The 21,450-nt window shown below is 68.5% G+C and carries 17 protein-coding genes; 5 read left to right on the top strand and 12 right to left on the bottom strand.

Features of this window, described 5'->3' with window-relative positions; genetic code table 11:
* Positions 1-84 precede the first annotated feature (84 nt).
* The 5 genes from hfq to dusB form a co-directional block, all read right to left on the bottom strand.
* Positions 85-330 carry an RNA chaperone Hfq gene (gene hfq / locus Q0044_RS13300; RefSeq protein ID WP_131249128.1) on the bottom strand — a complete coding sequence of 82 codons (246 nt, stop codon included), beginning with the start codon at positions 328-330 and terminating at the stop codon, positions 85-87.
* 179 nt (positions 331-509) lie between these two features.
* The gene (locus Q0044_RS13295) at positions 510-1,373 is read right to left on the bottom strand and encodes a D-amino-acid transaminase (protein WP_298162886.1); all 864 of its coding nucleotides are present in this window, start codon (positions 1,371-1,373) and stop codon (positions 510-512) included.
* Entirely contained in the window at positions 1,373-2,779 is a 1,407-nt protein-coding gene (gene ntrX, locus Q0044_RS13290) for a nitrogen assimilation response regulator NtrX (RefSeq protein WP_298162881.1), read from the bottom strand. Before ntrX ends, Q0044_RS13295 begins: the two co-directional genes overlap by 1 nt.
* 12 nt (positions 2,780-2,791) lie before the next feature.
* Positions 2,792-5,053, bottom strand: a complete 2,262-nt coding sequence (locus Q0044_RS13285; RefSeq protein ID WP_298162880.1) for a sensor histidine kinase NtrY-like — start codon at positions 5,051-5,053, stop codon at positions 2,792-2,794.
* On the bottom strand, positions 5,050-6,111 hold the full coding sequence (gene dusB, locus Q0044_RS13280; protein WP_298162879.1) for a tRNA dihydrouridine synthase DusB: 1,062 nt from the start codon (positions 6,109-6,111) through the stop codon (positions 5,050-5,052). Before dusB ends, Q0044_RS13285 begins: the two co-directional genes overlap by 4 nt.
* A gap of 64 nt (positions 6,112-6,175) precedes the next feature.
* Between dusB and Q0044_RS13275 the strand changes: the two genes are divergently transcribed.
* Positions 6,176-7,324, top strand: coding sequence for a bifunctional 2-C-methyl-D-erythritol 4-phosphate cytidylyltransferase/2-C-methyl-D-erythritol 2,4-cyclodiphosphate synthase (locus tag Q0044_RS13275; RefSeq protein WP_298162878.1), 1,149 nt, complete (start codon positions 6,176-6,178; stop codon positions 7,322-7,324).
* A 14-nt stretch (positions 7,325-7,338) separates the two neighbouring features.
* Here the strand turns inward: Q0044_RS13275 and Q0044_RS13270 are convergent, their stop codons facing one another.
* Positions 7,339-9,630, bottom strand: a complete 2,292-nt coding sequence (locus Q0044_RS13270) for a spermidine synthase (RefSeq protein ID WP_298162877.1) — start codon at positions 9,628-9,630, stop codon at positions 7,339-7,341.
* 87 nt (positions 9,631-9,717) lie between these two features.
* Here Q0044_RS13270 and Q0044_RS13265 point away from each other — a divergent pair, with 87 nt between their 5' ends.
* Positions 9,718-10,212, top strand: a complete 495-nt coding sequence (locus tag Q0044_RS13265) for a CinA family protein (protein ID WP_298162875.1) — start codon at positions 9,718-9,720, stop codon at positions 10,210-10,212.
* Complete coding sequence (locus Q0044_RS13260) at positions 10,209-10,457, top strand: sulfurtransferase TusA family protein (protein WP_298162874.1); 249 nt, start codon at positions 10,209-10,211, stop codon at positions 10,455-10,457. Before Q0044_RS13265 ends, Q0044_RS13260 begins: the two co-directional genes overlap by 4 nt.
* Here Q0044_RS13260 and Q0044_RS13255 read toward each other — a convergent pair.
* Positions 10,423-11,325 carry a YihY/virulence factor BrkB family protein gene (locus tag Q0044_RS13255; RefSeq protein ID WP_298162871.1) on the bottom strand — a complete coding sequence of 301 codons (903 nt, stop codon included), beginning with the start codon at positions 11,323-11,325 and terminating at the stop codon, positions 10,423-10,425. The genes Q0044_RS13260 and Q0044_RS13255 overlap by 35 nt on opposite strands.
* 229 nt (positions 11,326-11,554) lie before the next feature.
* Between Q0044_RS13255 and Q0044_RS13250 the strand changes: the two genes are divergently transcribed.
* Entirely contained in the window at positions 11,555-12,850 is a 1,296-nt protein-coding gene (locus Q0044_RS13250) for a diguanylate cyclase domain-containing protein (protein WP_298162904.1), read from the top strand.
* 25 nt (positions 12,851-12,875) lie between these two features.
* On the opposite strand, the gene Q0044_RS13245 is transcribed toward Q0044_RS13250, so the two are convergent.
* The 3 genes from Q0044_RS13245 to Q0044_RS13235 are packed head-to-tail and all read right to left on the bottom strand — an operon-like array spanning position 12,876 to position 17,154.
* Positions 12,876-13,370, bottom strand: coding sequence for a GNAT family N-acetyltransferase (locus Q0044_RS13245; RefSeq protein ID WP_298162869.1), 495 nt, complete (start codon positions 13,368-13,370; stop codon positions 12,876-12,878).
* Positions 13,367-16,819: a transcription-repair coupling factor gene (gene mfd / locus Q0044_RS13240; protein WP_524536180.1), complete on the bottom strand. Its 3,453-nt coding sequence runs from the start codon at positions 16,817-16,819 to the stop codon at positions 13,367-13,369. The genes Q0044_RS13245 and mfd overlap by 4 nt, the downstream gene beginning before the upstream one ends.
* Before the next feature lie 14 nt (positions 16,820-16,833).
* Complete coding sequence (locus tag Q0044_RS13235; RefSeq protein WP_298162867.1) at positions 16,834-17,154, bottom strand: FAD assembly factor SdhE; 321 nt, start codon at positions 17,152-17,154, stop codon at positions 16,834-16,836.
* Positions 17,155-17,251: 97 nt separating this feature from the next.
* On the opposite strand from Q0044_RS13235, the gene recG reads away from it, so the two are divergent.
* Positions 17,252-19,354: an ATP-dependent DNA helicase RecG gene (gene recG, locus Q0044_RS13230; RefSeq protein WP_298162866.1), complete on the top strand. Its 2,103-nt coding sequence runs from the start codon at positions 17,252-17,254 to the stop codon at positions 19,352-19,354.
* On the opposite strand, the gene Q0044_RS13225 is transcribed toward recG, so the two are convergent.
* Together Q0044_RS13225 and rfaD are read right to left on the bottom strand one after the other, a co-directional pair.
* Entirely contained in the window at positions 19,351-20,457 is a 1,107-nt protein-coding gene (locus Q0044_RS13225; protein ID WP_298162865.1) for a DUF3089 domain-containing protein, read from the bottom strand. The two genes, recG and Q0044_RS13225, sit on opposite strands and share 4 nt — an antisense overlap.
* Positions 20,454-21,443 carry an ADP-glyceromanno-heptose 6-epimerase gene (gene rfaD, locus Q0044_RS13220; RefSeq protein WP_298162903.1) on the bottom strand — a complete coding sequence of 330 codons (990 nt, stop codon included), beginning with the start codon at positions 21,441-21,443 and terminating at the stop codon, positions 20,454-20,456. Before rfaD ends, Q0044_RS13225 begins: the two co-directional genes overlap by 4 nt.
* Positions 21,444-21,450 lie beyond the last annotated feature (7 nt).

Here is a 21,450-nt window from a genome sequence, read left to right as displayed (position 1 = left end):
GATCACATGTAGTGACGGACACCCGTCAGCGCATCACTCGCCACTCGCCACTCGCCACTCGCCACTCGCCCCTCGCCACTGAACTCAGTCCTCGTCGGCGTCCGGCTCGTACAGCTGCACGGGGGCAGACGGCATGATCGTCGAGATGGCGTGTTTGTAGACCAGCTGGGACTGGCCGTCGCGACGCAGCAGCACGCAGAAATTATCGAACCAGGTGACGATGCCCTGCAGCTTTACGCCGTTGACGAGGAAGATTGTCAGCGGGGTCTTGGTCTTGCGGACGGAGTTGAGGAAGGTGTCCTGAAGGTTCTGACGCTTGTCTTGCGACATGGCAGGTTAATCCTGTTCTTTCTTGGTTTTCACCGCGTCGGGGAGATCGCGGCTCCGGATCGAACGCCCGGCCGGTCACCTTAGCCCCCTGCGCTTGCGCGTCGCAACAGTCGCGGTAACCGATTTCATCGGCTGATGGATTTCCGGGGCGACAACCGCAGGCGGTGCGAAAGTCCGGGCTAGACCGAGTCGCGCTTCGCCTCTTCGAGATAGCGGGCGCGCAGACGGGTCGCGACCGGGCCGGGCTTGCCGTCGCCGATCCTGACGCCGTCGATCGAGACGGCGGGCATGACGAAGGCGCCGGCTGCGGTGAAGAAGGCCTCCTTCGCCTCCTTGGCCTCGTCGACGCTGAAGGGGCGTTCGTCGAGTTCGAGCCCCTCCTCCTCGATCATGGCCATGATGGCGGTGCGGGTGATGCCTTTGAGGATATTGGCCTGGGTGTCGCGGGTCCGCAGCTTTCCGGTCTTGTCGATGATCCAGGCGTTGGTCGAGGAGCCCTCGGTGACCAGACCCATCTCGTCGACCATCCAGGCCTCATAGGCGCCCTTGTCGCGGGCCGCCTGTTTGGCGAGGACATTGGGCAGCAAGCCCACGGTCTTGATGTCGCAGCGGCCCCAGCGGATGTCGGGATGGGTGACGACGGCGACGCCCTTGGCGGCCTGGGCGTCGGACTTGCGCGAGCTCAGGGATTTCGAGGTCACCACGACGCTGGGCGGGGTGCCGGGCGCGGGGAACGGGTGGTCGCGTCGGGCCGTGCCGCGCGTGACCTGCAGATAGACGATACCGTCGCGGACCCGGTTGCGGCGGATGGTTTCCTTGAGCACCCGCGTCAGGGACTCGACCGACATGGGGATGTCGATGCGCAGCTCGTTCAGGCTGCGGTGCAGCCGGGTCATGTGGCCGTCGAAATCGGCCATCCGGCCGTCGAACACCGACCAGACCTCATAGACGCCGTCGGCGAACTGGAAGCCACGATCCTCGACATGGATCGTCGCCTCCGAGTGGCGCTGATAGACCCCGTTCACATAGGCGACCCGCGACATCAGTCGATACTTCCTTCGTCTTCTTCCCCGCCGCGCGAAGGCGACACGCCCAGCGACTTCAGCTTCCTGTGCAGGGCCGATCTCTCCATGCCGATGAAGGCGGCCGTGCGCGAGATGTTTCCGCCGAAGCGCATGATCTGCGCCGCCAGATATTCGCGCTCGAACACCTCGCGGGCCTCGCGCAGCGGCAGGGCGATGGTGCGCTCTGCGCCCATGCCGCCGGAGTTGGTCGAGGCCACTTCCTGAGGCAGCATGTCGGCCGAGATCGGGTCGTTGAGGTCGCCGGTCGCCAGGATCAGCAGGCGTTCCACGTTGTTGCGCAGCTGGCGGACGTTGCCAGGCCAGGGGTGGACCTGGAGCACGGCGATGGCGTCATCGCCCAGACGACGGCGCGGCAACCCCTGCGACACGCTGAGGGTCTCGATGAAATACTCGACCAGTTCGCCGATGTCCTCGCGCCGCTCCGACAGGGGCGGAACCCGGATGGGTACGACGTTCAGGCGATGGAACAGATCCTCGCGGAACCGGCCCTCGGTGATCTCGGTCTTCAGGTCGCGCGAAGTCGAGGTGACCACGCGGACATCGACCTGGACATCCTGTTCGCCGCCGACGCGACGGAAGCGCTGTTCGACCAGGACACGCAGGATGCGGCTCTGGCTCTCGCGGGGCATGTCGCCGACGTCGTCGAGATAGAGGGTGCCGTTATGGGCGCGTTCGAAGACGCCGATCTTGCGCGGACGGCCGTCGTGGCCCTCCTCGCCGAACAGTTCCAGATCCAGACGCTCGGGCGTCATGCCCGCGGCCGAGATGGCGACGAACTCGCCCTTGGCGCGGGGGCTGGCCTCGTGGATCTGGCGCGCGACCAGCTCCTTGCCCGAGCCCGGAGGTCCCGAGATCAGGACGCGGCTGTTGGCCGGGGCGACCTTGACGATGGTGGTGCGCAGGACCTGGGCCGCGGCGGAGCGACCGATCAGGCCGGTCGGGGTCATGGCCACGGCGCGCAGGCGGCGGTTCTCGCGCTTCAGCTGGGCGGACTCCAGCGCGCGCTCGATGACGACCACAAGGCGGTCGGATTTGAACGGCTTTTCGATGAAGTCATAGGCGCCGCGCTTCAGGGCGCTGACCGCCGTTTCGATATTGCCGTGGCCCGAGATCATGACGACGGGCAGGTCGGCGTCGAGGGTCTTGACCAGGTCGAGCAGCTCAAGCCCGTCCATGCCGCCGCCCTGCATCCAGATGTCGAGGACGATCAGGCTGGGCTTGCGGGCGCGGATGCCGGCCAGGGCCTCTTCGGAGCTGGAGGCGACGCGGACCGAATGGCCCTCGTCCTCGAGCAGGCCCAAGACCAGGTCGCGGATGTCGGCCTCGTCGTCGACGACCAGGATGTCGGCTCCGGTGGATCTCATGACGCCTCGCTACTATTCGGCCGCCGGGGCGTCGGCGCCGCGAGGCTCCGGTTCACGCCCGGCCTTGCCGGTGGGGTTGAGGGGGAAGATCAGGCAAATCCTGGCGCCGTGGAGGCTGTCGGCATCTGACAGTTTCAGCTCGCCGCCATGGTCTTCGCAGATGCGCTTGACGATGGCGAGGCCGAGGCCTGTGCCCTTCTCGCGCGTGGTGACATAGGGCTCGGTCAGGCGATCGCGGTCGCGGACCGGCAAGCCCTTGCCGTCGTCTTCGATGATGAAGGTGGCGATCCCGTCCTCGATCTGGAGCCGGGCGATGATGGCGACCTGGTCCTCGCCGGCGGGCGTGGCGAGGCGGCGGGCCGCGACGGCCTCGCCGGCGTTCTTGAGGATATTGGCGAGGGCCTGTCCGACCATACGGCCGTCGGCCTTCATCTTCGCCTTCGGCAGGGGCTCGACCAGTTCGACAATGAGGTCGGGCGCTGCGACGCGCTGGGCGAAGACGGCCTCGCGCAACAGTTCCGCCGGGTTCTCGTTCGTGAACCGCGGCGCGGGCATGCGGGCGAAGGAGGAGAACTCGTCGACCATCCGGCCGATATCGCCGACCTGCCGGATGATGGTGTCGGTGCAGCGGTCGAAGATCTCGATGTCCTCGGTGATCCCGGGGCGGAATTTGCGCTTCAGCCGTTCGGCCGAGAGCTGGATCGGGGTCAGGGGATTCTTGATCTCGTGGGCTATGCGGCGGGCGACGTCGCGCCAGGCGGCGTTGCGCTGGGCCGTGACGAGGCGGGTGATGTCGTCAAAAGTCAGCACCATCTCGCCGCCGACCCCGCCCTCGATGCGGACACGCAGGCGTCGGGTCTCACCCTCGCGGGAGACGTCGAGGTCCTCCTCGATATGGGCCTCGGCGCGGCGGACGAGGTCGCCGAGCTCGGGGGCAATGTCGGCAAGGGCCTTGCCGCGCACCTCAATCTCGGAGATCGAAAGCAGCTGCAAGGCGCTGTCGTTTATAGCGGAAATCCTGCCGCGTTTGTCGAGACCGATGACCCCGGCGCTGACTCCCGACAGGACGGTCTCGATGAATCGGCTGCGGTCCTGGGCCTCGTCGCTGGCGGTCTTGAGCGCCGCCTGCTGGGCCTGCAGGTCGCCGGTCATCCGGTTGAAGGCCTCGGACAGGGTGGCGATCTCGCCAGGCGCGCCGTCGGCCTCGACGCGGGCACTCAGATCGCCGGCCGCGACCTGGTCCGCGGCCTTCACCAGACGGCCGATCGGGGCCGAGATGGCGCTGGCTGCCGACATGCCGAGCCAGACCGCCCCGACCAGAACCAGAAGGGCCGTCTCCAGATAGCTGAGGGCGAAGGCGGCCTGAATGCGGGCGCGGCTTTCGTCGGCGATCCGGTAGGACTCGATCGAGTCGAGGCCATTGCGCATCCGCTCCACGAGACCGGGCGCCAGGGGGCGAACGACATAGAGATAGGCGTCGCCAAAGTCCGGCAAGGGATAGAGGGCGCGGATGGTGTCGGGGTGTTCGGTCACCGTGAACGGAACCTCCTGGCCCTCGGCGGCCCGCTCGAACTCCTCGCGGGGCGGTGCGACATAGGCGGGGGCGTCGGGCAGGATGCCCTGGGCGAGAACCTGGCCCTCGCCGTTCAGGATGTAGACGGCCGGATAGCCGAAGAAGTCGGCGATCTGGGTCAGGGCGCCCGAGAACTGGATGCGGTCGTCGAACATGCCGCGCACGCCGCCCAGTTCGTTCGCCATGGTGCCGAGGTCGCGTTCCAGCCCGCCGCCGACGTCCGCGACATAGGCCTTGCCGATGGAGGCGCCGTTGTCGACGGCCGAGCGGACGTTCTGGCTGAACCACTGGTCCACGCCGCGGTTGACCAGCAGGCCGAACACCAGAGCGATCAGCACCGCGGGAACGACCGCGACGAGCGAGAACAGGGCCACGAACCGCAGGTGCAGCCGTGCGCCGGGGTCTTCCCTCCGTCGCTGCGACAACCTCATGACGCGCCCGCCGATAATGGTCGCAAGACCGACGATCAGGACCAGATTGGCCAGAAGGATGAACAGGACCGCCCGGCTGGCGGTCGAGCGGGCGTCGTCTCCGGCGCTGGCCCCGGGCGCCACGGCGACCAGCCAGATGGCCGCGCCGGTGATCAGGAAGGCGATGACATAGGCGGCGCCGAAGGCCGCTCGCGCCCGACCGGCCTCAAGACGGCCCCAGAAGGAGGGGTCGCCTTCTGTAGCCGGAAGCGGGTCGGGCGTGTCCGTCATGCGCCTGAAGCTTCGACCACCTGTGGCGAAATTTCAACAGCCGAGTTGCTGAAATACAGCGAGTCTCGCGGCGAGGCCCAGAGTTCGGCGAGGGCGGCTTCCACGAGGGCGGGTGTGTCCAGCCTACACAGCCGGCTCTTGGCCGCCCGTCGGCTGTCCGGATCGGCGGGCCAGGGCGCCTGTTCGACATACCAGCCGAGGTGTTTGCGGAACATCCGCAGCCCCAGGGCCGCGCCGTAGAAGTCGCAGGACGCCGCCATATGGGCGATGACGATGTCGAACCGTTCCCGGCGATCCGGCTCGACCAGAACGGTCCCGTCGCGCAGGGCGCGATCAAGGTGGGCGGCCAGCCAGGGTCGGCCGTAGACGCCCCGGCCCAGCATCAGGGCGTCGGCGCCCGACTGGTCCAGCGCGTCGCGAGCCTGTTCGGCGGTGATGATGTCGCCGTTGACGATGACGGGAATGGAGACGGCCGTTTTCACCGCCCCGACGGCGTCCCAGTCAGCATGGCCGGTGTAGAACTGCTGGCGCGTTCGGCCATGAACGGTGACGGCCTTGATGCCGAGGTCTTCGGCGCGTTTCGCCAGTTCCGGCGCGTTCTTCGTGTCGTCGTCCCAGCCGAGGCGCATCTTGACCGTGACCGGACGCGAGGTCGCCGCCACGGTCGCGGCCATGATCCGGCCCGCGAGATCGGGCGTGCGCATCAGGGCCGAGCCCGAGGCCGAGCCGGTGACCTCCTTGGCCGGGCAGCCGAAGTTGAGGTCGATGATATCGGCGCCGGCGGCCTCGGCCATGCGGGCGCCCTCGGCCATCGCGGCGGGATCGCGCCCGACCAGCTGGATGACGGTCAGGGGCAGGCCGTCGCCGACGGCGGCGCGACGGACGACGTCGGGCCGGGCGCGAGCCAGTTCGGCGGCGGCGACCATTTCAGTCGCCACATAGGCGGCGCCCAGCCGACTGGCGAGCAGCCGGAACGGCAGGTCCGTGATGCCCGTCATGGGCGCCATCAGAACCCGTCCGGGAATGGCGACGTCGCCGATCTGAATCCCTGTGCTCATTCGTCCGTCAACACGCGAAGCCTGGCCCCTCGTCAACCGGCAACATGGCCCCTAGAAGGCGACCATGACATTCGCAGCGATCGTAGTGGCGGCCGGTTCGGGCTCCCGGGCCGGGGGCGACAAGCAGTGGCGGCTGCTCGGCGGCAGGCCCGTGGTGCGCTGGTCGGTCGAGGCCCTGCTGAAGGCCGGGGCTGAAGAGGTCGTCGTCGTCGTCGCTGTCGACGGGGTCGAGCGCGCGGCTCAGGCGCTCGATGGCCTCGCGAACTGGCGCGCCGTAGCGGGCGGCGCTGAACGGGGGGATTCGGTTCGTGCCGGGCTCGACGCCCTGATCGGGGCGCCGGATCGACCCGTCCTGGTTCACGACGCAGCGCGCCCCCTGCTGTCGGCCGAAGTCATCGGTCGGCTGCTGGAGGCCCTGCCCGGCGCCGATGGGGCCATCGCCGCCCTGCCCGTCTCCGACACGCTGAAGCGTGGCGGAGAGCGGATTGAGAACACGGTCGATCGCAGCGGTCTGTGGCGGGCGCAGACGCCCCAGGCCTTCCGCGCCGATCGCCTGCGGGCCGCCTACGGCGTCTGGCCCGAGGGGGCGCCGCCGACCGACGACGCGGCGGTGGTGGAGCATGACGGCGGCGTGGTTCGCCTGGTGCAGGGCGATCCGCGCCTGATGAAGCTGACCTATCCCGAGGATTTCGCCATGGCCGAAGCGCTGATCGCCAGACAGACCCGCCCCCTTCAAACTCGGGTGGGTCAGGGGTTCGACGCGCACCGCTGGGGGCCGGGCGACAGCGTGTGGCTGTGTGGGGTCGAGATCGCGCACGACCAGACCCTGATCGGCCATTCGGACGCCGACGCCGGACTGCATGCCCTGACCGATGCGGTCCTGGGCGCCATGGGCGACGGGGACATCGGCGACCATTTCCCGCCGACCGATCCGAAGTGGAAGGGCGCGGCCTCGGACCAGTTCCTGATCCATGCGGTCGAGCGGCTGACGGCGCGCGGCGGGCGGCTGGTCAACGTCGACGTGACCCTGATCTGCGAGCGGCCCAAGGTGAAGCCGCACCGTGAGGCCATGCGCGAACGGCTCGCTGAAATCCTGAACCTGCCGCTCGACGCCGTCAGCGTGAAGGCGACGACGATGGAGAAGATGGGCTTCACCGGGCGCGAGGAGGGCCTGGCCGCCTCCGCCATAGCGACGATCGAATTGCCTGCCTGATCAGGAGACTGTCGTCACTGCCTGAAGTGACGCCACAGGGATCCGAAGAGGTTCACATAGTCGTCCGTCCAGGGCCGGACCTCGGTGTCGGCCAACTCACCCCAGTTGGGATCGCCCCGGAACTCCGCCAGACCCGCCTCGGTCGGCGACAGGATGAGGGCCTCGGTCGAGGCCTCGGCCATGTCGGGAGCCGTCGGCGCTTCCTGATAGAGCTGGTGCAGGTTGGCCGCGCCCAGTCGCTGGGCCGCCGCCGCCGCCGGAAGGGTGATGTCGAGGTTGCGGTTCGACAGGTGAAGGATCACCACGCCGTCGGGCTTGAGCAGCTTCAGATAGCCCTCAATCGCCTCGACCGTCAGCAGGTGGGTGGGCACGGAGTCGGATGAGAAGGCGTCGATCAACAGGAGATCGTAGGTCCCGGCCGTCTCCCGCGCCATGGTCAGGCGGGCGTCGCCGAGCACCGTCTGGATCGGGCCGTCGGCGCAGTCCGAGATGAAGCTGAACCATTGGGGATCGCGCGACAGTCGATCGACCATCGGATCGATCTCGAAGAATTTCATCTCGTCGGCGGCGCGCTTGTAGCCCGCCATGGCTCCGGACCCCTGCCCCACCACCCCGATCTTCAGGCCCGGGCGGCGCCGCTGGAGCATCTGGGTCGTCTGGCCGATGGGGCTGGCCGGTGCGTAATAAAGGGTCGGCATGCAGGCGAAGGCCGGGTTGCGCGGCTGGGCCCCGTGCAGGGTGGTGCCGTGCATCAGGATGTTGACCTGACCGCCCAGACGCGGGTCCTGGGTCACACCGATCTTCATCACGCCGAAGAAGCTGCGGTCGGTGAAGGCGGCGTCATAGCCGCGTGCGATATAGGCGGTCGAAAGCGCGATCAGCCCCGCGATGATGACGAAGGCCGGTGTCCGGTCGCGCAGGATGAAGCCGGCCAGGATGGGCCCCAGCATGATGAACTGGGTCAGACCCGGCATGTTGTCCGAGACATTGTTGTTGAACCACCAGGCGAAGCCCCAGTCGGCCTGGAAGACCGCCGACAGGAACGGCGGGAGGCCGGTGGCCAGAACTGCGCCGACGAACAGATAGACTTCCCAGTTCCTGATCGGCGCCCTGTTCAGGGGCCGGGCCAGACCGGCCAAAACGAGGACCAGCGGATACTCCCAGACGCCGTTGAACAGCACGGGGGCCAGCAGGGCGGTGAAGGCGCCGCCGACCACGCCGCCAAGCGACATCAGCAGATAGAATTCCGTCAGCCGGTCCGGGGGCGGACGGCGGGCGGCCAGCCTCTGGTGGCACATCAGGGCCAGCAGGAAGAAGGCCCCGAGGTGCAGGCCGAACATCAGGATCCAGTCGCCGGTGCGGAAGGCGGTGAAGCTGATACAGGCCAGGCTGACGGCCGCGGCGAGCACCAGGGTGATCGGCAGAGGGATCCACGGCCGGTCCTGGAAGGCGATGACGAAGGTCAGCAGATACAGGGCCAGCGGGATGACCCACAGGAAGGGCGCCGATGCGACATCGGTCGCCAGGTGGGCCGTGACACCGAGCATCAGGCTGGACGGGGCTGCGGCCAGAAGGACGAGGATGATCTTCTCGCGCCAGGGGATCGGCGGGCTGGTTTCCAGGCTGGCGACCGGAGCCGAGCCGATCTGGCCTTTCCGCCAGGCGACGGCGGCGAGCGCCACCACCATCAGCATGAAGGCGGCATAGCCGCCGCTCCAGCTCGCGCGCTGGCCCGACAGGGTCATCAGCGGCTCGATCAGCAGTGGATAGGCGAGCAGGGCCAGGAAGCTGCCGAGGTTGGAGGCGGCATACAGGACATAGGGGTTCTGGCCATCGGCATGGCCGGCGCGGACGCGGGCGTACCAGGCCTGCAGCAGGGGGGCGGTCGCCGACAGGACGGCGAACGGCGCTCCGACCGACAGGGCCAGGGTGGCCAGAAGCCAGCCGATCGGGGCGTTCGGATCGGGGTCACCGAGGAGGCCGCTGATCTTGAGCGGCAGGAAAAGGGCCGCCAGCAGCAGCAGGACTAGGTGGGTCGCCATCTGCGCCCGCATCGAGGTCAGACGCTGCAGCAGATGGGCGTAGCCGTAACCGGCGAGGAGCGCCGTCTGGAAGAAGACCATGGCCGTGTTCCAGACCGACGGCGATCCGCCCAGCATGGGCAGGACCAGTTTGGTCACCATGGGCTGGACGACGAAGACGAGGGCGGCTGAGGTGAAGATGGCCACGGCGAACAGGATCGGCGTCACGCGATCGCCGCCCTCCGTCGTGGGGGCTGCGCCTTCCGGCAAGGCTGTGTCGGTCATGAGGTCCCCGGTTTCAGGCGCGTGCTATCGACAGACGGGCGCGCGAAGCCCAGCCTAGACTGACTCGCGCAAGGATCGGAAAGACCCATGTTCCCGGATGACATCCAGCGACTGGCGGCCGCCGTGATCGCCGCCTCCTCTGCCAGAGGCTGGACGGTGGCGACGGCGGAAAGCTGCACCGGCGGGCTCGTGGCGGGCGCCCTGACGGCCGTGGCCGGGTCGTCGGCTGTGGTCGACCGGGGCTTCGTGACCTACAGCAACACGGCCAAGTCGGAGATGCTGGGCGTGCCGGCCGAGACCCTCGCGGTGTACGGGGCGGTCTCCGAGCCCGTCGCGCGCGCCATGGCGGCCGGGGCACGGGTGACGGCGGGCGTGGACCTGGCCGTCTCGATGACAGGCATCGCCGGGCCGGGCGGCGGCTCGGCTGAAAAGCCTGTCGGCCTGGTTCATTTCGGCTGCGCGGGTCCTGACGGGATCGTGCACGAGGTCCGGCTGTTCGGGGAGATCGGTCGCGAACAGGTCCGCCTGGAAAGCGTTCGGGTCGCGCTCGGCCTGTTGCTGACGGCGTGCGCGGCGGGGTGAGCGAAGCCGCGTCCATCGTCGTCGATGCCCGGGGCCACCGCTGTCCCGTGCCGAGCCTGCGTCTGAGGAAGGCGGCCGAAAGCGGGCCGGCGGGCGGGCGTCTGGTCCTGCTGGCCACCGATCCAATGGCGCGGATCGACGTGCCCTACCTGATGGCGGATCTGGGCGGCCGGGTGGTGTCCGTCGAGGAGGCGGACGGGGTCCTGACGATCACCGTCGAGACGCGCGCCGCTCCGACAGATTGACCACCGAATGGCTGTCCTCCGGCGCGATGTCCGGGGCGCCTTTTGAACGCGAGGCGATCTCCATCTCGGTGGCGAAGGCGCCGCCGTAGAAGATGGCGTTCACGTTCCACGACAACCAGATCAACAAGACCACGACGGCGCCGACCGAGCCGTAGGTCGCGCCGAGCTGGGCGATCTGCTCGACATAGATGGCGCAGAGCCAGGACGAGATCATCGACAGGACGGTCGCCACGGCTCCGCCGGTGATCGACGGGAACCAAGCGACCGGGTCGCGATGGGACATGGCGTAGCGATAGAGCAGGGTCAGACCGAAACAGAGCCCCGCGGCCGGCATCAGGCCGTTGAGCGGAAGCCCGCCCTGCCCCGTCACCGGCTCCGCATGCTCAAGCAGGCGGGCGGTGACCACGGCGCCCGAGACGATGGTGAACAGACCGAAGGCCACCACGGCGACAATGAAGGCCAGGAAGTTGAACTTGAAGAAGCCGTGCGGCTCCGTCTCATCATGAATGAGGTTCAGTCCCGCCAGCAAGGCCTTGAATCCACGGTGCGCCGCATAGGCGCCGACGACCAGGGCAAAGGCGCTCTGGGTCGAGATGGCGCGGGCCGAGGCGTTCGACAGCCGCTCGACCTCGGCCCGGAAGATGGCGCGCGCGGCGTGGGGCATGACATCGGCCAGGGCGGCCGCCTGCTCGCCGACCTGACCGATCGACAGCACCGCCTTGTAGAAGCCGATCAGGATGGCGATGGCCGGGAAAACGGCCAGCAGGGCGAAGAAAGACACCCCGCCCGTGTAGAGCATAACGTCCCGGCCCCAGCTGCGCGCGAATGCCCGCCCCGAGAGCCGCGCCCAGAATCCGGGCGACGTCATTTCGCTTGTTTGTCCGCTCAAGCCGGTTCCCGCCGTAGCCCAGCGCGCGACATTAGCGGAAAAAGGCCGATATGGAAGCGGCGGCCCTTCGTCGTTTTCCCCTGTCGCGGGCATATGGCCCGTTGCGCCGAACCGGGGCGCGTCGGTATGGTCCGCTCGCTCCGCCAGGAGCTGCGGCCGCGGGTCGTGCAGGGGGAGTTCAGCGATTTCAGCTTCGGATCCACGCATTCTGGTCGTCGCCGAGACGGATGAGCGGATCGGTGCCCTGTGCGGGGGGCTGGACTCGCTGGGTTGGCGAACGGTGACGGCTCGATCCGGCGCCGCCGCCGTGGCCGCCCTGACCGACTTCACCCTGGAAGCCGCGATTCTCGACTCGAACCATCCCGAGATCGAGGCCCTGCCTGACGCCTTGCGGCGGGCTGCCGGCGCGCGACGGCTTCCGGTCATCGCCCTCGGGCCGAGGGCCGCGGGCCTGCCAGCGGGGACCTTCGATCTGACCATGGCCGAGCCGCCCCATCCGGCCCAGGCCGCCCTGCGCATCGAGCAACTGGTGCGCGCGGCCATCGCCGAGGAAGAGTTTCGCCTGCGCCAGGCGACCTTCGCCCTGCACGGTGCGACGCTTGATCCCGGCCTGCCGGATCCGGGGCCGGTGCGCGTTCTGATCGCCGGAGCGCCGGACCACCGGTTCATCGCCCTGTCGAACACCCTGACCGCTGCGGGCGCCGAGGTGGTGGCGGCTCCGACGCCTTACACTGCCTTCGACTATCTGCATGAGAGCGCCTTCGATGCGGCGGTACTGTGGGGCGCGCCGGACCATGCGCCTGCCCTGTCCATCGCCTCGGGCATGAAGCGGAACACGCGTCTCTATCACATTCCTCTGGCCCTCTATCTGCGCTCCGAAGGCGAGATCAACCTGAGCGAACTCTATAACAGGGGCTTCTCGGAGGTGGCGGCCGCCGATACGCCGGAGCCGGAGGCTGCGGCGCGCGTGCTGGACCTCGCGCGGACTCACCGGCGTCATCTGGGCATTCGCAAGGCGCTGGAAGGGGCGCGGGGCGCCGGGATCATGGATCCGTCGACCGGCCTGTTCACCCGCCACCTGTTCGCCAGCCATCTGGGCCGGGTCGCGGAGGCCGCCTCGGCCCGGCGCCGTCCGCTATCGGTCTGCGTCCTGCGCGTCGCAGAGGGTGACAGCCTTATCCACGCGCGTCAGGGCGGCTGGCTGGATCGCGCCATGCCCCAGATCGGCGCCATGGTGTCGCGTCTGGTCAGGGTCGAGGATACGGCGGCTCGACTGGCCCCCGAGGTCTTCGCCCTGGCCCTGCCCGCCACGCCCGGTCCGGCGGCCCGGCTGGCGGTCGAGAGGATCGCGGCGGTGATCGGCTGCACCGCCTTCGATGCCGGTCCTGACCGGACCCCGTTCGTGGTCGAGTTCAGCGTCGGCGTCGCCGAACTGATGCCGGGCGAAGGGGCCGCCGCCGTTCTCGAACGCGCCTCGGCCGACATGCAGGGCCAACCTGTCTGAACGCCTGACTGCCTGACCGCCCGGATCAGAGCTTGCGGTGCATGATATGCAGGCCGACGAGGCCTTGGACCGGATGGTCGAACGCGCCCGGCACGGTGCCGACGACGGTAAAGCCCAGCGACTTCCAAAGGGCGACAGCGGTCGTGTTGGTCTCGACCACGGCGTTGAACTGCATGGCACGGAACCCGGCGGAGCGGGCCTGGTCCAGAGCCGCCTCCCCCAGAAGACGACCCACGCCCCGGCCCCGCGCCGCCGGCCCGACCATGAAGCCGGCGTTGGCGACATGCGAGCCCGGTCCCGGCTGGTTAGGCTTGATCGTGGCGCTGCCCAGAACCCGGTCGCCGTCGACGGCCACCAGGGTGAGGCCCGGCGGCGTCTGCATCCAGATCGCCCTGGCGGCGGATTCCGTGAGGTCGCGCGGCCAGGTGTAGGTCTCGCCCGCCTGCACCACAGCCTCGACGATCGGCCAGATAGCCGGCCAGTCGGCTTCGGTCGCGGGCCGGACGCCGACCCGGCTCAAGCCCCGGCGACCCGCGCCAGATCGGTGGTGATCCGTTCGGCGACCTTCAGTCGATCCTCCGGCGTCGGCCAGTCGCCCTTGACCACGATCTTCTGGTCCGGCCGGATTTTCCAGCTGGCATGGTTCTTCTGGATCAGTCCGACCAGTCCCATCGGATTGGGGAAGGTGTTGTTGCGCAGGGTCAGGACGCAGCCCTTGGGCCCGATGTCGATCCGCTCGATCATCGCGGTCTTGCAACTGGCCTTGACCCCGACGATGCGCAGAAGCTGTTTGGCCTCGTCCGGCAGGGGCCCGAACCGGTCGATCAGTTCGGCGGCCAGGGCCTCGCGCTCCTCCGTCTTCTCGGCGTCGGACAGGCGACGGTAAAGGCTGAGGCGGACGTTGAGGTCCGAGACGTAATCTTCTGGAATCAATACGGCCGCACCCACATTGATGGCCGGAGACCAGCCGCGGTCGACCGGCCCGGACTCGCCGTTCTGGCGCAGCTCGGCGACCGCGTCCTCCAGCATCTGCTGGTACAGTTCGACCCCGACCTCGCGGATATGGCCCGACTGTTCGTCGCCCAGCAGGTTGCCGCCGCCGCGCTGATCCAGGTCGTGGCTGGCCAGCTGGAAACCGGCGCCGAGGTTGTCGAGCGACTGGAGCACTTGCAGGCGGCGCTCGGCCGAGAGGGTCAGGGGCCGCTTCGGATCGACGGTCAGATAGGCGAAGGCCCGGGCCTTGGAGCGACCGATGCGTCCGCGAATCTGGTGCAGCTGGGCCAGGCCGAACATGTCGGCCCGGTGCACGATCAAGGTGTTGGCGGTCGGTATGTCGATGCCGCTCTCGACGATCGTGGTCGAGACCAACACATCGTAGGAGCCGTCGTAGAAGGCGCTCATCACGTCTTCGAGCTGGGTCGGGCTCATCTGGCCGTGACCGACAACGAATTTTATCTCCGGCACCTGGACGCGGAGGAACTCCTCGATATCCGGGAGGTCCGACAGGCGCGGGCAGACGTAGAAGGCCTGGCCCCCGCGATATTTCTCACGCAGCAGGGCCTCTCGCACCATGACCGGGTCCCACGGCGCGACATAGGTCCGTACGGCGAGGCGATCGACTGGCGGGGTGGCGATGATCGACATCTCGCGGATGCCCGAGAGGGCCATCTGCAGGGTGCGCGGGATCGGGGTGGCGGTAAGGGTCAGCAGGTGGACGTCGGCGCGGAGGCTCTTGAGCTTCTCCTTGTGCTTGACCCCGAAATGCTGCTCCTCGTCGACGATGACGAGGCCGAGGTCCTTGAATCCGACCTGTTCGGCGAGGACGGCGTGGGTGCCGACGACGATCTCGAAACTGCCGTCCTTCAGACCGGCGCGCGTCTCGGCCGCGTCCTTGGCGGTGACCATGCGCGACAGGTGGCGGACCTTGATCGGCCAGCCGGCGAACCGTTCCGAGAAGGTCTTGAAATGCTGGCGGGCCAGCAGCGTCGTCGGACAGACGATGGCAACCTGTTGCCCGCTCATGGCCACGACGAAGGCGGCGCGGATGGCCACCTCGGTCTTGCCGAAGCCGACGTCGCCGCAGATCAGCCGGTCCATCGGCACGCCCTTGCCGAGGTCCTCCAGCACATCGCCGATGGCGTTGAGCTGGTCGTCCGTCTCCTCATAGGGGAAGCGGGCGCAGAACTCGTCGAACAGACCGGCCGGCGGAGTGATCGCCTCCCCGACCCGCAGCGCACGTTTGGCGGCCAGGGCGATCAGCCCTTCGGCCATATCGCGCAGGCGGGCCTTGGCCTTGGCCTTGCGTCCCTGCCAGGCCGCGCCGCCGAGACGGTCCAGCTGGACCCCGTCGGACTCCGAGCCGTACCGGGTCAGAAGATCAATGTTTTCAACCGGCAGATAAAGTTTGCTCTCACCGGCATAGAGCAGCTCCAGGCAGTCGTGCGGTGCCTCCTGGATCTCGAGCGTCTTGAGACCTTCATAGCGGCCGATGCCGTGATCCAGGTGGACGACGAGGTCCCCGGTCGTCAGGGCCGAGGCTTCGGCGAGGAAGTTGGAGGCCCGGCGCTTGCGCTTCGGCCGCGCCAGCCGGTCGCCGAGGATGTCGGTTTCCGAGATGACCGCGAGGTCGCCGGTCGTGAACCCGTGCTCCACCGGCAGGACGGCGCGCAGATAGAGGTCCTTCGACGCCGCCTGCACATCGGCCCAGTCGCGCACCGCGACGACATGTTCCAGCCCGTGATCGGCCAGCATGACGCCGAGCCGGTCGGACGAGCCCTCGCTCCAGGAGGCGAACAGGACCCGTTTGCCGTCGGCCTTCAGCTTCGCCGCATGATCGGCGACGGCCTCGAACAGGTTGACGCTGTCCCGGGCGCGCTCAGTGCCGAAGGTGCGGCCAAGATTACCGCCGGCATCCTCGGCCGCCGCGTAGAACGGCGACAGGCGACGGACGGTGCGCCCGGCCAAGGCAGAGTTCCAATCGGCGTCGGGCAGGTAGAGCCGGTCCGGCGGCAAGGCACGGTTGGCGGCGCCGCCCCCTCCTTTGGCGGACTGGGCCTTCGACGCCTCCTGACGGGCCTCCCAGGCGTCGCGGGTCAGGTTCCAGCGTTCGGCGCGCGCGGCCTCGACCTGGTGGTCGAGGAAGATTGAGGCGCGGTCGGGCAGATAGTCGAACAGGGTCTCGAGACGGTCGTAGAGCAGAGGAATCCAGTGCTCCATGCCCTGACGCCGCGCGCCCTCGCTGAGGGTCGCGTAGAGGGGGTCGTCGCCGGGGGCGCCGAACAGGTTCAGATAACCGGTGCGGAAGCGGCTGATGGTCTCCGCGTCCAGCAGAGCCTCGGACACGGGCGACAGCGACACTTCCTTGCGCTGGCCGGTCGAACGTTGGGTCGCTGGATCGAAGGTGCGGATCGATTCCAGCTCGGAGCCGAACATGTCGAGCCGCACCGGCTCCTCGAACCCCGGCGGGAAGACGTCGATGACGCCGCCCCGGATGGCGTATTCGCCGCGCTCGTTGACGGTCGAGGCGCGCATGTAGCCGTTGGTGGTGAAATAGGTTTCGAGAGCCTTCGTATCCAGATCACGGCCGACACGGGCTTCGAAGCTGGCGGCGAAGGTGGCCTCGCGCGGCGGGGTTCGCTGCATCGCCGCCGCGACGGACGTGACGACCAACATGGGGGCCTGATCGTCGAGACCGCGTTTGGCCAGGGCCGTCAGGGCCGCCATCCGCTCGGCGGAAACGCCCGAGGTCGGGCTCAACCGGTCGTAGGGCAGGCAGTCCCAGGCCGGAAACTCTACGATCTCGATGTCCTTGGCGAAGAACCGGAAAGCCTGGATGAAGGCGCCGGAGCGCGAATAATCCCGCGCCACGAAGACCCCGATCCCGCCCGCGGCCTGGAGCCGTTCGGCGACGACGAGCGCATCAAGCCCCTCGGGCGCGCCGCCCAGTTCGTGATCGGTGCGTTGGTTCATCCGTGCGCCGTCCATCAGCCCGCCCCCTCGGCCACGGCCGTGGCGACGTGGGCGCGCATGAAGACGCGCAGTTTCGTCATCAGCGGCGTGTCATGCTCGGGCGGCGTGGGCCTGGTCTCGATGATCCAGGCGTAGAGGTCGTGATCGTTATCCTCGGCCAGCAGGACCTCCAGCGCGTCGAGGTCGGCGTCGCTCAGGGTCGGGCCCTCACGCTCCATGAACGGGCCGAGCACCAGGTCCGCCTCGCGGAAGCCGCGCCGCCACGCCCGGAAGGTGATCCGGCCCAGCCTTTGCTGGTGAAGTTCAGTTTCGGCACGCGCGTCGTTATCGGCCACAAGAATCCTTGCCCGTTCGGTCATTCAACAGATGCGTTGAGATAGCGATCCATCCCGCGTTTCGCCAGCGGGCTCGCGCCGTCTAATGTCATCAGCGATGCGGCCCCAGATTCTCTTTCCCCTGTTCGCGGAGGTCACCAGCCTGAAGGGGGTGGGGACCAAGGTCGCGCCCCTGATCCAGAAGCTGGCCGGGCCGCTGGTGCGCGACGTGTTGTTTCTGGCGCCGTCGGGCATGATCACACGACGGCGGACGAATGCGGCGGACGCGGTGGAGGGCGAGGTCGGTGTTTTCGACGTCATTGTCGACCGGATGATCGCGCCGGGTCGCCCGGGCGTGCCGCTCAAGGTCCGGGCCAGCGATGACACCGGCTTTGTCCATCTGATCTGGTTCGGCGGCAGCCCCCAGCATATCGACCGGCAGCTGCCACAGGGCGAGCGGCGGCTGGTCTCCGGCAAGGTCGAGCGGTTCAACGGCGAGGTGCAGATCGTCCACCCCGACTGGATCGTGCCGCTGGACCAGGGCGAAGAGATCCCCGCCGTCGAGCCTGTCTATCCGGCGACCGCCGGTCTGACGTCTCGGGTCGTAAGGAAATTGGCGCTGGGCGCCCTGGCCGTCGCGCCGGAGCTGGACGAATGGCAGGACTCGGCATGGCTGGCGAAACAGCGCTGGCCGGGCTGGCATGCCGCGATCGCGGCCCTCCATGCCCCGACCGGCGAGGCCGATCTGTCGCCCGACGCCGCGCCGCGACAGAGGCTGGCCTATGACGAACTGTTCGCGCACCAGCTGGCGTTGGCCCGGCGTAAGCGGGCACGCCAGATCACGCCGGCGCCCGTCATGGCGCCCGGAGCGGTGTCGCAGGCGCTGCTGGCCGCCCTGCCCTTCTCCCTGACCGGCGCCCAGGCCCAGGCCCTGACGGAGATCCGTCGCGACCTCGCCTCTGGCGAACAGATGGGGCGGCTGCTGCAGGGCGACGTCGGATCGGGCAAGACGGCGGTCGCGGCCCTGGCCCTGGCCGATGCGGCGTCGGCTGGTTTCCAGTCGGCCCTGATGGCGCCGACAGAAATCCTGGCCCGCCAGCACTACCAACGGCTGGCGCCGATGCTGGAGGCGGCGGGCGCGGCGACCGTCCTGCTGACCGGCCGTGACACGGCGGGGGAACGGCGCGAGCGGCTGGCGGTCCTGGCGTCGGGCGAGGCGAAGGTCGCGATTGGCACCCATGCCCTGTTCCAGGACTCGGTGCGGTTCGACCGGCTGGCCCTGGCGGTCATCGACGAACAGCACCGTTTCGGCGTCAACGAGCGCGCCCGTCTGCAGGCCAAGGGCGACCCACGCATCGGCGGGGTCCATCTTCTGACGATGTCGGCGACGCCGATTCCCCGCACCCTGGAGCTGACCCAGTATGGCGAGCTGGAGGTCAGCCGTCTGATGGAGAAGCCGCCGGGGCGGACGCCGATCTCGACCGCGGTCCTGCCGCTCGCGCGGATCGGTGAAGTGGCCCAACGATTGAAGGCGGCGGTCGAAGGGGGCGCCCAAGCCTACTGGATCTGTCCGCTGGTGGCGGAATCCGAGGTCAGTGATCTGGCGGCGGCCGAGGAGCGGGCCCGGGATCTGCGACGCATCCTGAAGATCGAGGTCGGTCTGGCCCACGGCCAGATGCCCGGCGCAGAGCGGGAGGCGGTCATGGCCGATTTCGCCGATGGACGGATTTCGGTCCTGGTGGCGACGACCGTGGTCGAGGTCGGGGTCGATGTGCCCAACGCCACCATCATGGTCATCGAGCACGCGGACCGGTTCGGCCTGGCCCAGCTGCACCAGCTGCGCGGCCGGGTCGGGCGCGGGGCGAAATCAAGCGCCTGCATCCTGCTCTACGGGGGACAGGACGGCGGTCAGGGAGCGACTTTGGGGGACACCGCCCGCGAGCGGCTGGAGACGCTGAGGCGCAGCGAGGACGGATTCGAGATCGCGGAGGAGGACTTCCGCCTGCGCGGCGGCGGCGACCCCCTCGGGCTCAGGCAGAGCGGTTTCCCGGCCTATCGGTTCGCCGACCCGATCCGCCACCGGTCGTTGCTTCTGGCCGCCGCGGATGACGCCCGGCTCGTGCTGGGGCGAGATCCGGATCTGGCTACCCCGCGCGGCGAGGCGATCAAGGTGCTGGAGGCCCTGTTCGACTGGAAGACCGACCGGACCGGACTGGACTAGAGTCCGTTGGAGGCGATCCAGACATTGAGACGGCGCTCAACGTCTTCCTCAATATCGGAATAGAAGAGATTGTAGGGACGCGCTTTTCTGCGGTCGGCCCAGTTCCCGACCTCGCGGAACGATTCAGTCTTGAGCTCGGCGTGACGCAGGATGCCGTGGCGGCATTGCGTCGCTATGGCCCGGTCGATGAAGGCGGGTCGCACGCCCCATTCCAGTCCTGTCGCATTGGCGGCGCCATGGTGCAGGCGCGCCGGGACGGCCGCATCGCTGCGGGCCCCGCTGACCGGGTTGACGCACAGGGCCGGGCGGTCGGCGAGATCGATCAGGCGTCCGGCCTCGTCCCAGACGAGGGCCCGTCGCAGTCGCCGCCAGGCGGCGCCGTCGTTGTCGTCTCCGACCTGGGACCAGCCGACCACACAGCCGATGCTGGTCGCCGTGGCGCAGGCCGGCACGGCGGGCGACAGGCTGTTGGCGGCGACGATCACATCGATCAGATAGACGGCGACGATCCGGCGCTGCAGGGCCGGATCGCCGGCCACCCGCTCGCGCACCAGCCGGTCGATCAGGTCTCCACCCTGCTCCACGCCCGCCAGCACCAGAGGTCCGGTCGGATGCGCAGTCAGCCAGGTCTCGAAGGCGGCCAGAGCGTCGCCGTAGGCGAAGGCGCGGGCGTCCCGGGCATCGTCCCTCAGGGTCAGTCGGGTGTAAAGCGAGGCCTGTCGATAGCGCGGCAGGCTGATGGCCCCGGCCCGGGCGAACGGCCCGGCGTAGTTGGGGATGACGACCCGCTTCAGATAGGCGTCGGCCTTCTGATCGCCGATCGGTCCGTTCCAGTCCTTGCCGCCGTCGAAGGTGGTGGAGTGGAGGAAGAAGATCGCGGCCGGTCCTGACGTCGGGGCGCGGATCTCGCGCATCGCCCAGGCGTCGGCCTGCCGATAGTCTGGCGCCGGCGGCGGGTCGTAGGTCTGGAACGGAATCTGCGGGTCCAACCCGGCCTTGAGGATGTCGCCGCGCCAGACCGCGACGGCGACGGCGAGCAGAAGCACAAGGGCGATGCCGAGCCAGCCCACCCCCTGCCGGAAGGTCAGCCGGGGCGGTTTCACCGATAGGGATCCGGCTGTGACAGGAAGGACTGGACGTACCGGCGCACCCCCTCCTCCAGCGGCGTGGACTGGCCTCCGAAGCCGAGGGCCCGGACGCGGTCCATCTTCGCCTCGGTGAAATACTGGTAACGGTCGCGGATGACCTCGGGCATGTCGATATAGGCGACTGCGGGGTCCTTGCCGGCCGCAGCGAAGGTGGCGTTGGCCAGGTCGAGGAAGGACCTCGCCTGTCCCGACCCGGCGTTGAAGATGCCGCTGATCCCGGGCGTGCACAGCAGCCAGTCGATGATGTCGACCACGTCGTCGACGAAGACGAAGTCGCGCAACTGTCCGCCGTCGGCGTAATCGGGATGGTGCGAACGGAACAGGCTGACGGTCTCGCCGGCGGCCACCTTCGGCCAGATCTGGGCGATGACCGACTTCATCCCGCCCTTGTGGCCTTCGTTCGGGCCATAGACGTTGAAGAACTTCAGCCCGGCCCACTGGCGCGGGGCGTGGTCGCGGGAAGCCGCGCGAACCGCATACTGATCGAACAGTTTCTTTGAATAACCGTAGGCATTTAGAGGCTGAAGTCGCGAGATGGACTCAAGATCATCGACATCCTCGAAACCGGCTTCGCCGTCGCCGTAGGTGGCCGCCGAGGAGGCGTAGATCATCCGGGCGTCGTTCAGCGCGCACCAGTCCCAGAGATCGCGCGACAGGCTGAAGTTGGTGCGCAGGATCAGGTCGGCGTCCTGCTCGGTCGTCGAGGAGATGGCCCCCATGTGGACGACGGCGCTGACCCGCTCCTTGTGGCGTTCCAGTTGAAGGAACAGCTCCTCCGGCTGCCAGAAGTCCGCGATGGCCGACTTGGCGATGTTGCGCCACTTGCCGAGGTTGGCGTCTTCCAGCCGGTCGCAGACGACGACGTCCCAGCGGTCCTCGGCGCACAGGCGCGAGACGATGTTGGAGCCGATGAAGCCGGCGCCGCCGGTGACCACGATCATGCGCCGC

It is taken from the genome of Brevundimonas sp. (genome assembly GCF_027484365.1).
GTDB lineage: Bacteria > Pseudomonadota > Alphaproteobacteria > Caulobacterales > Caulobacteraceae > Brevundimonas.
Note: the sequence above shows the minus strand (reverse complement) of the source record. Positions and strands in the feature narration are given on the sequence as shown.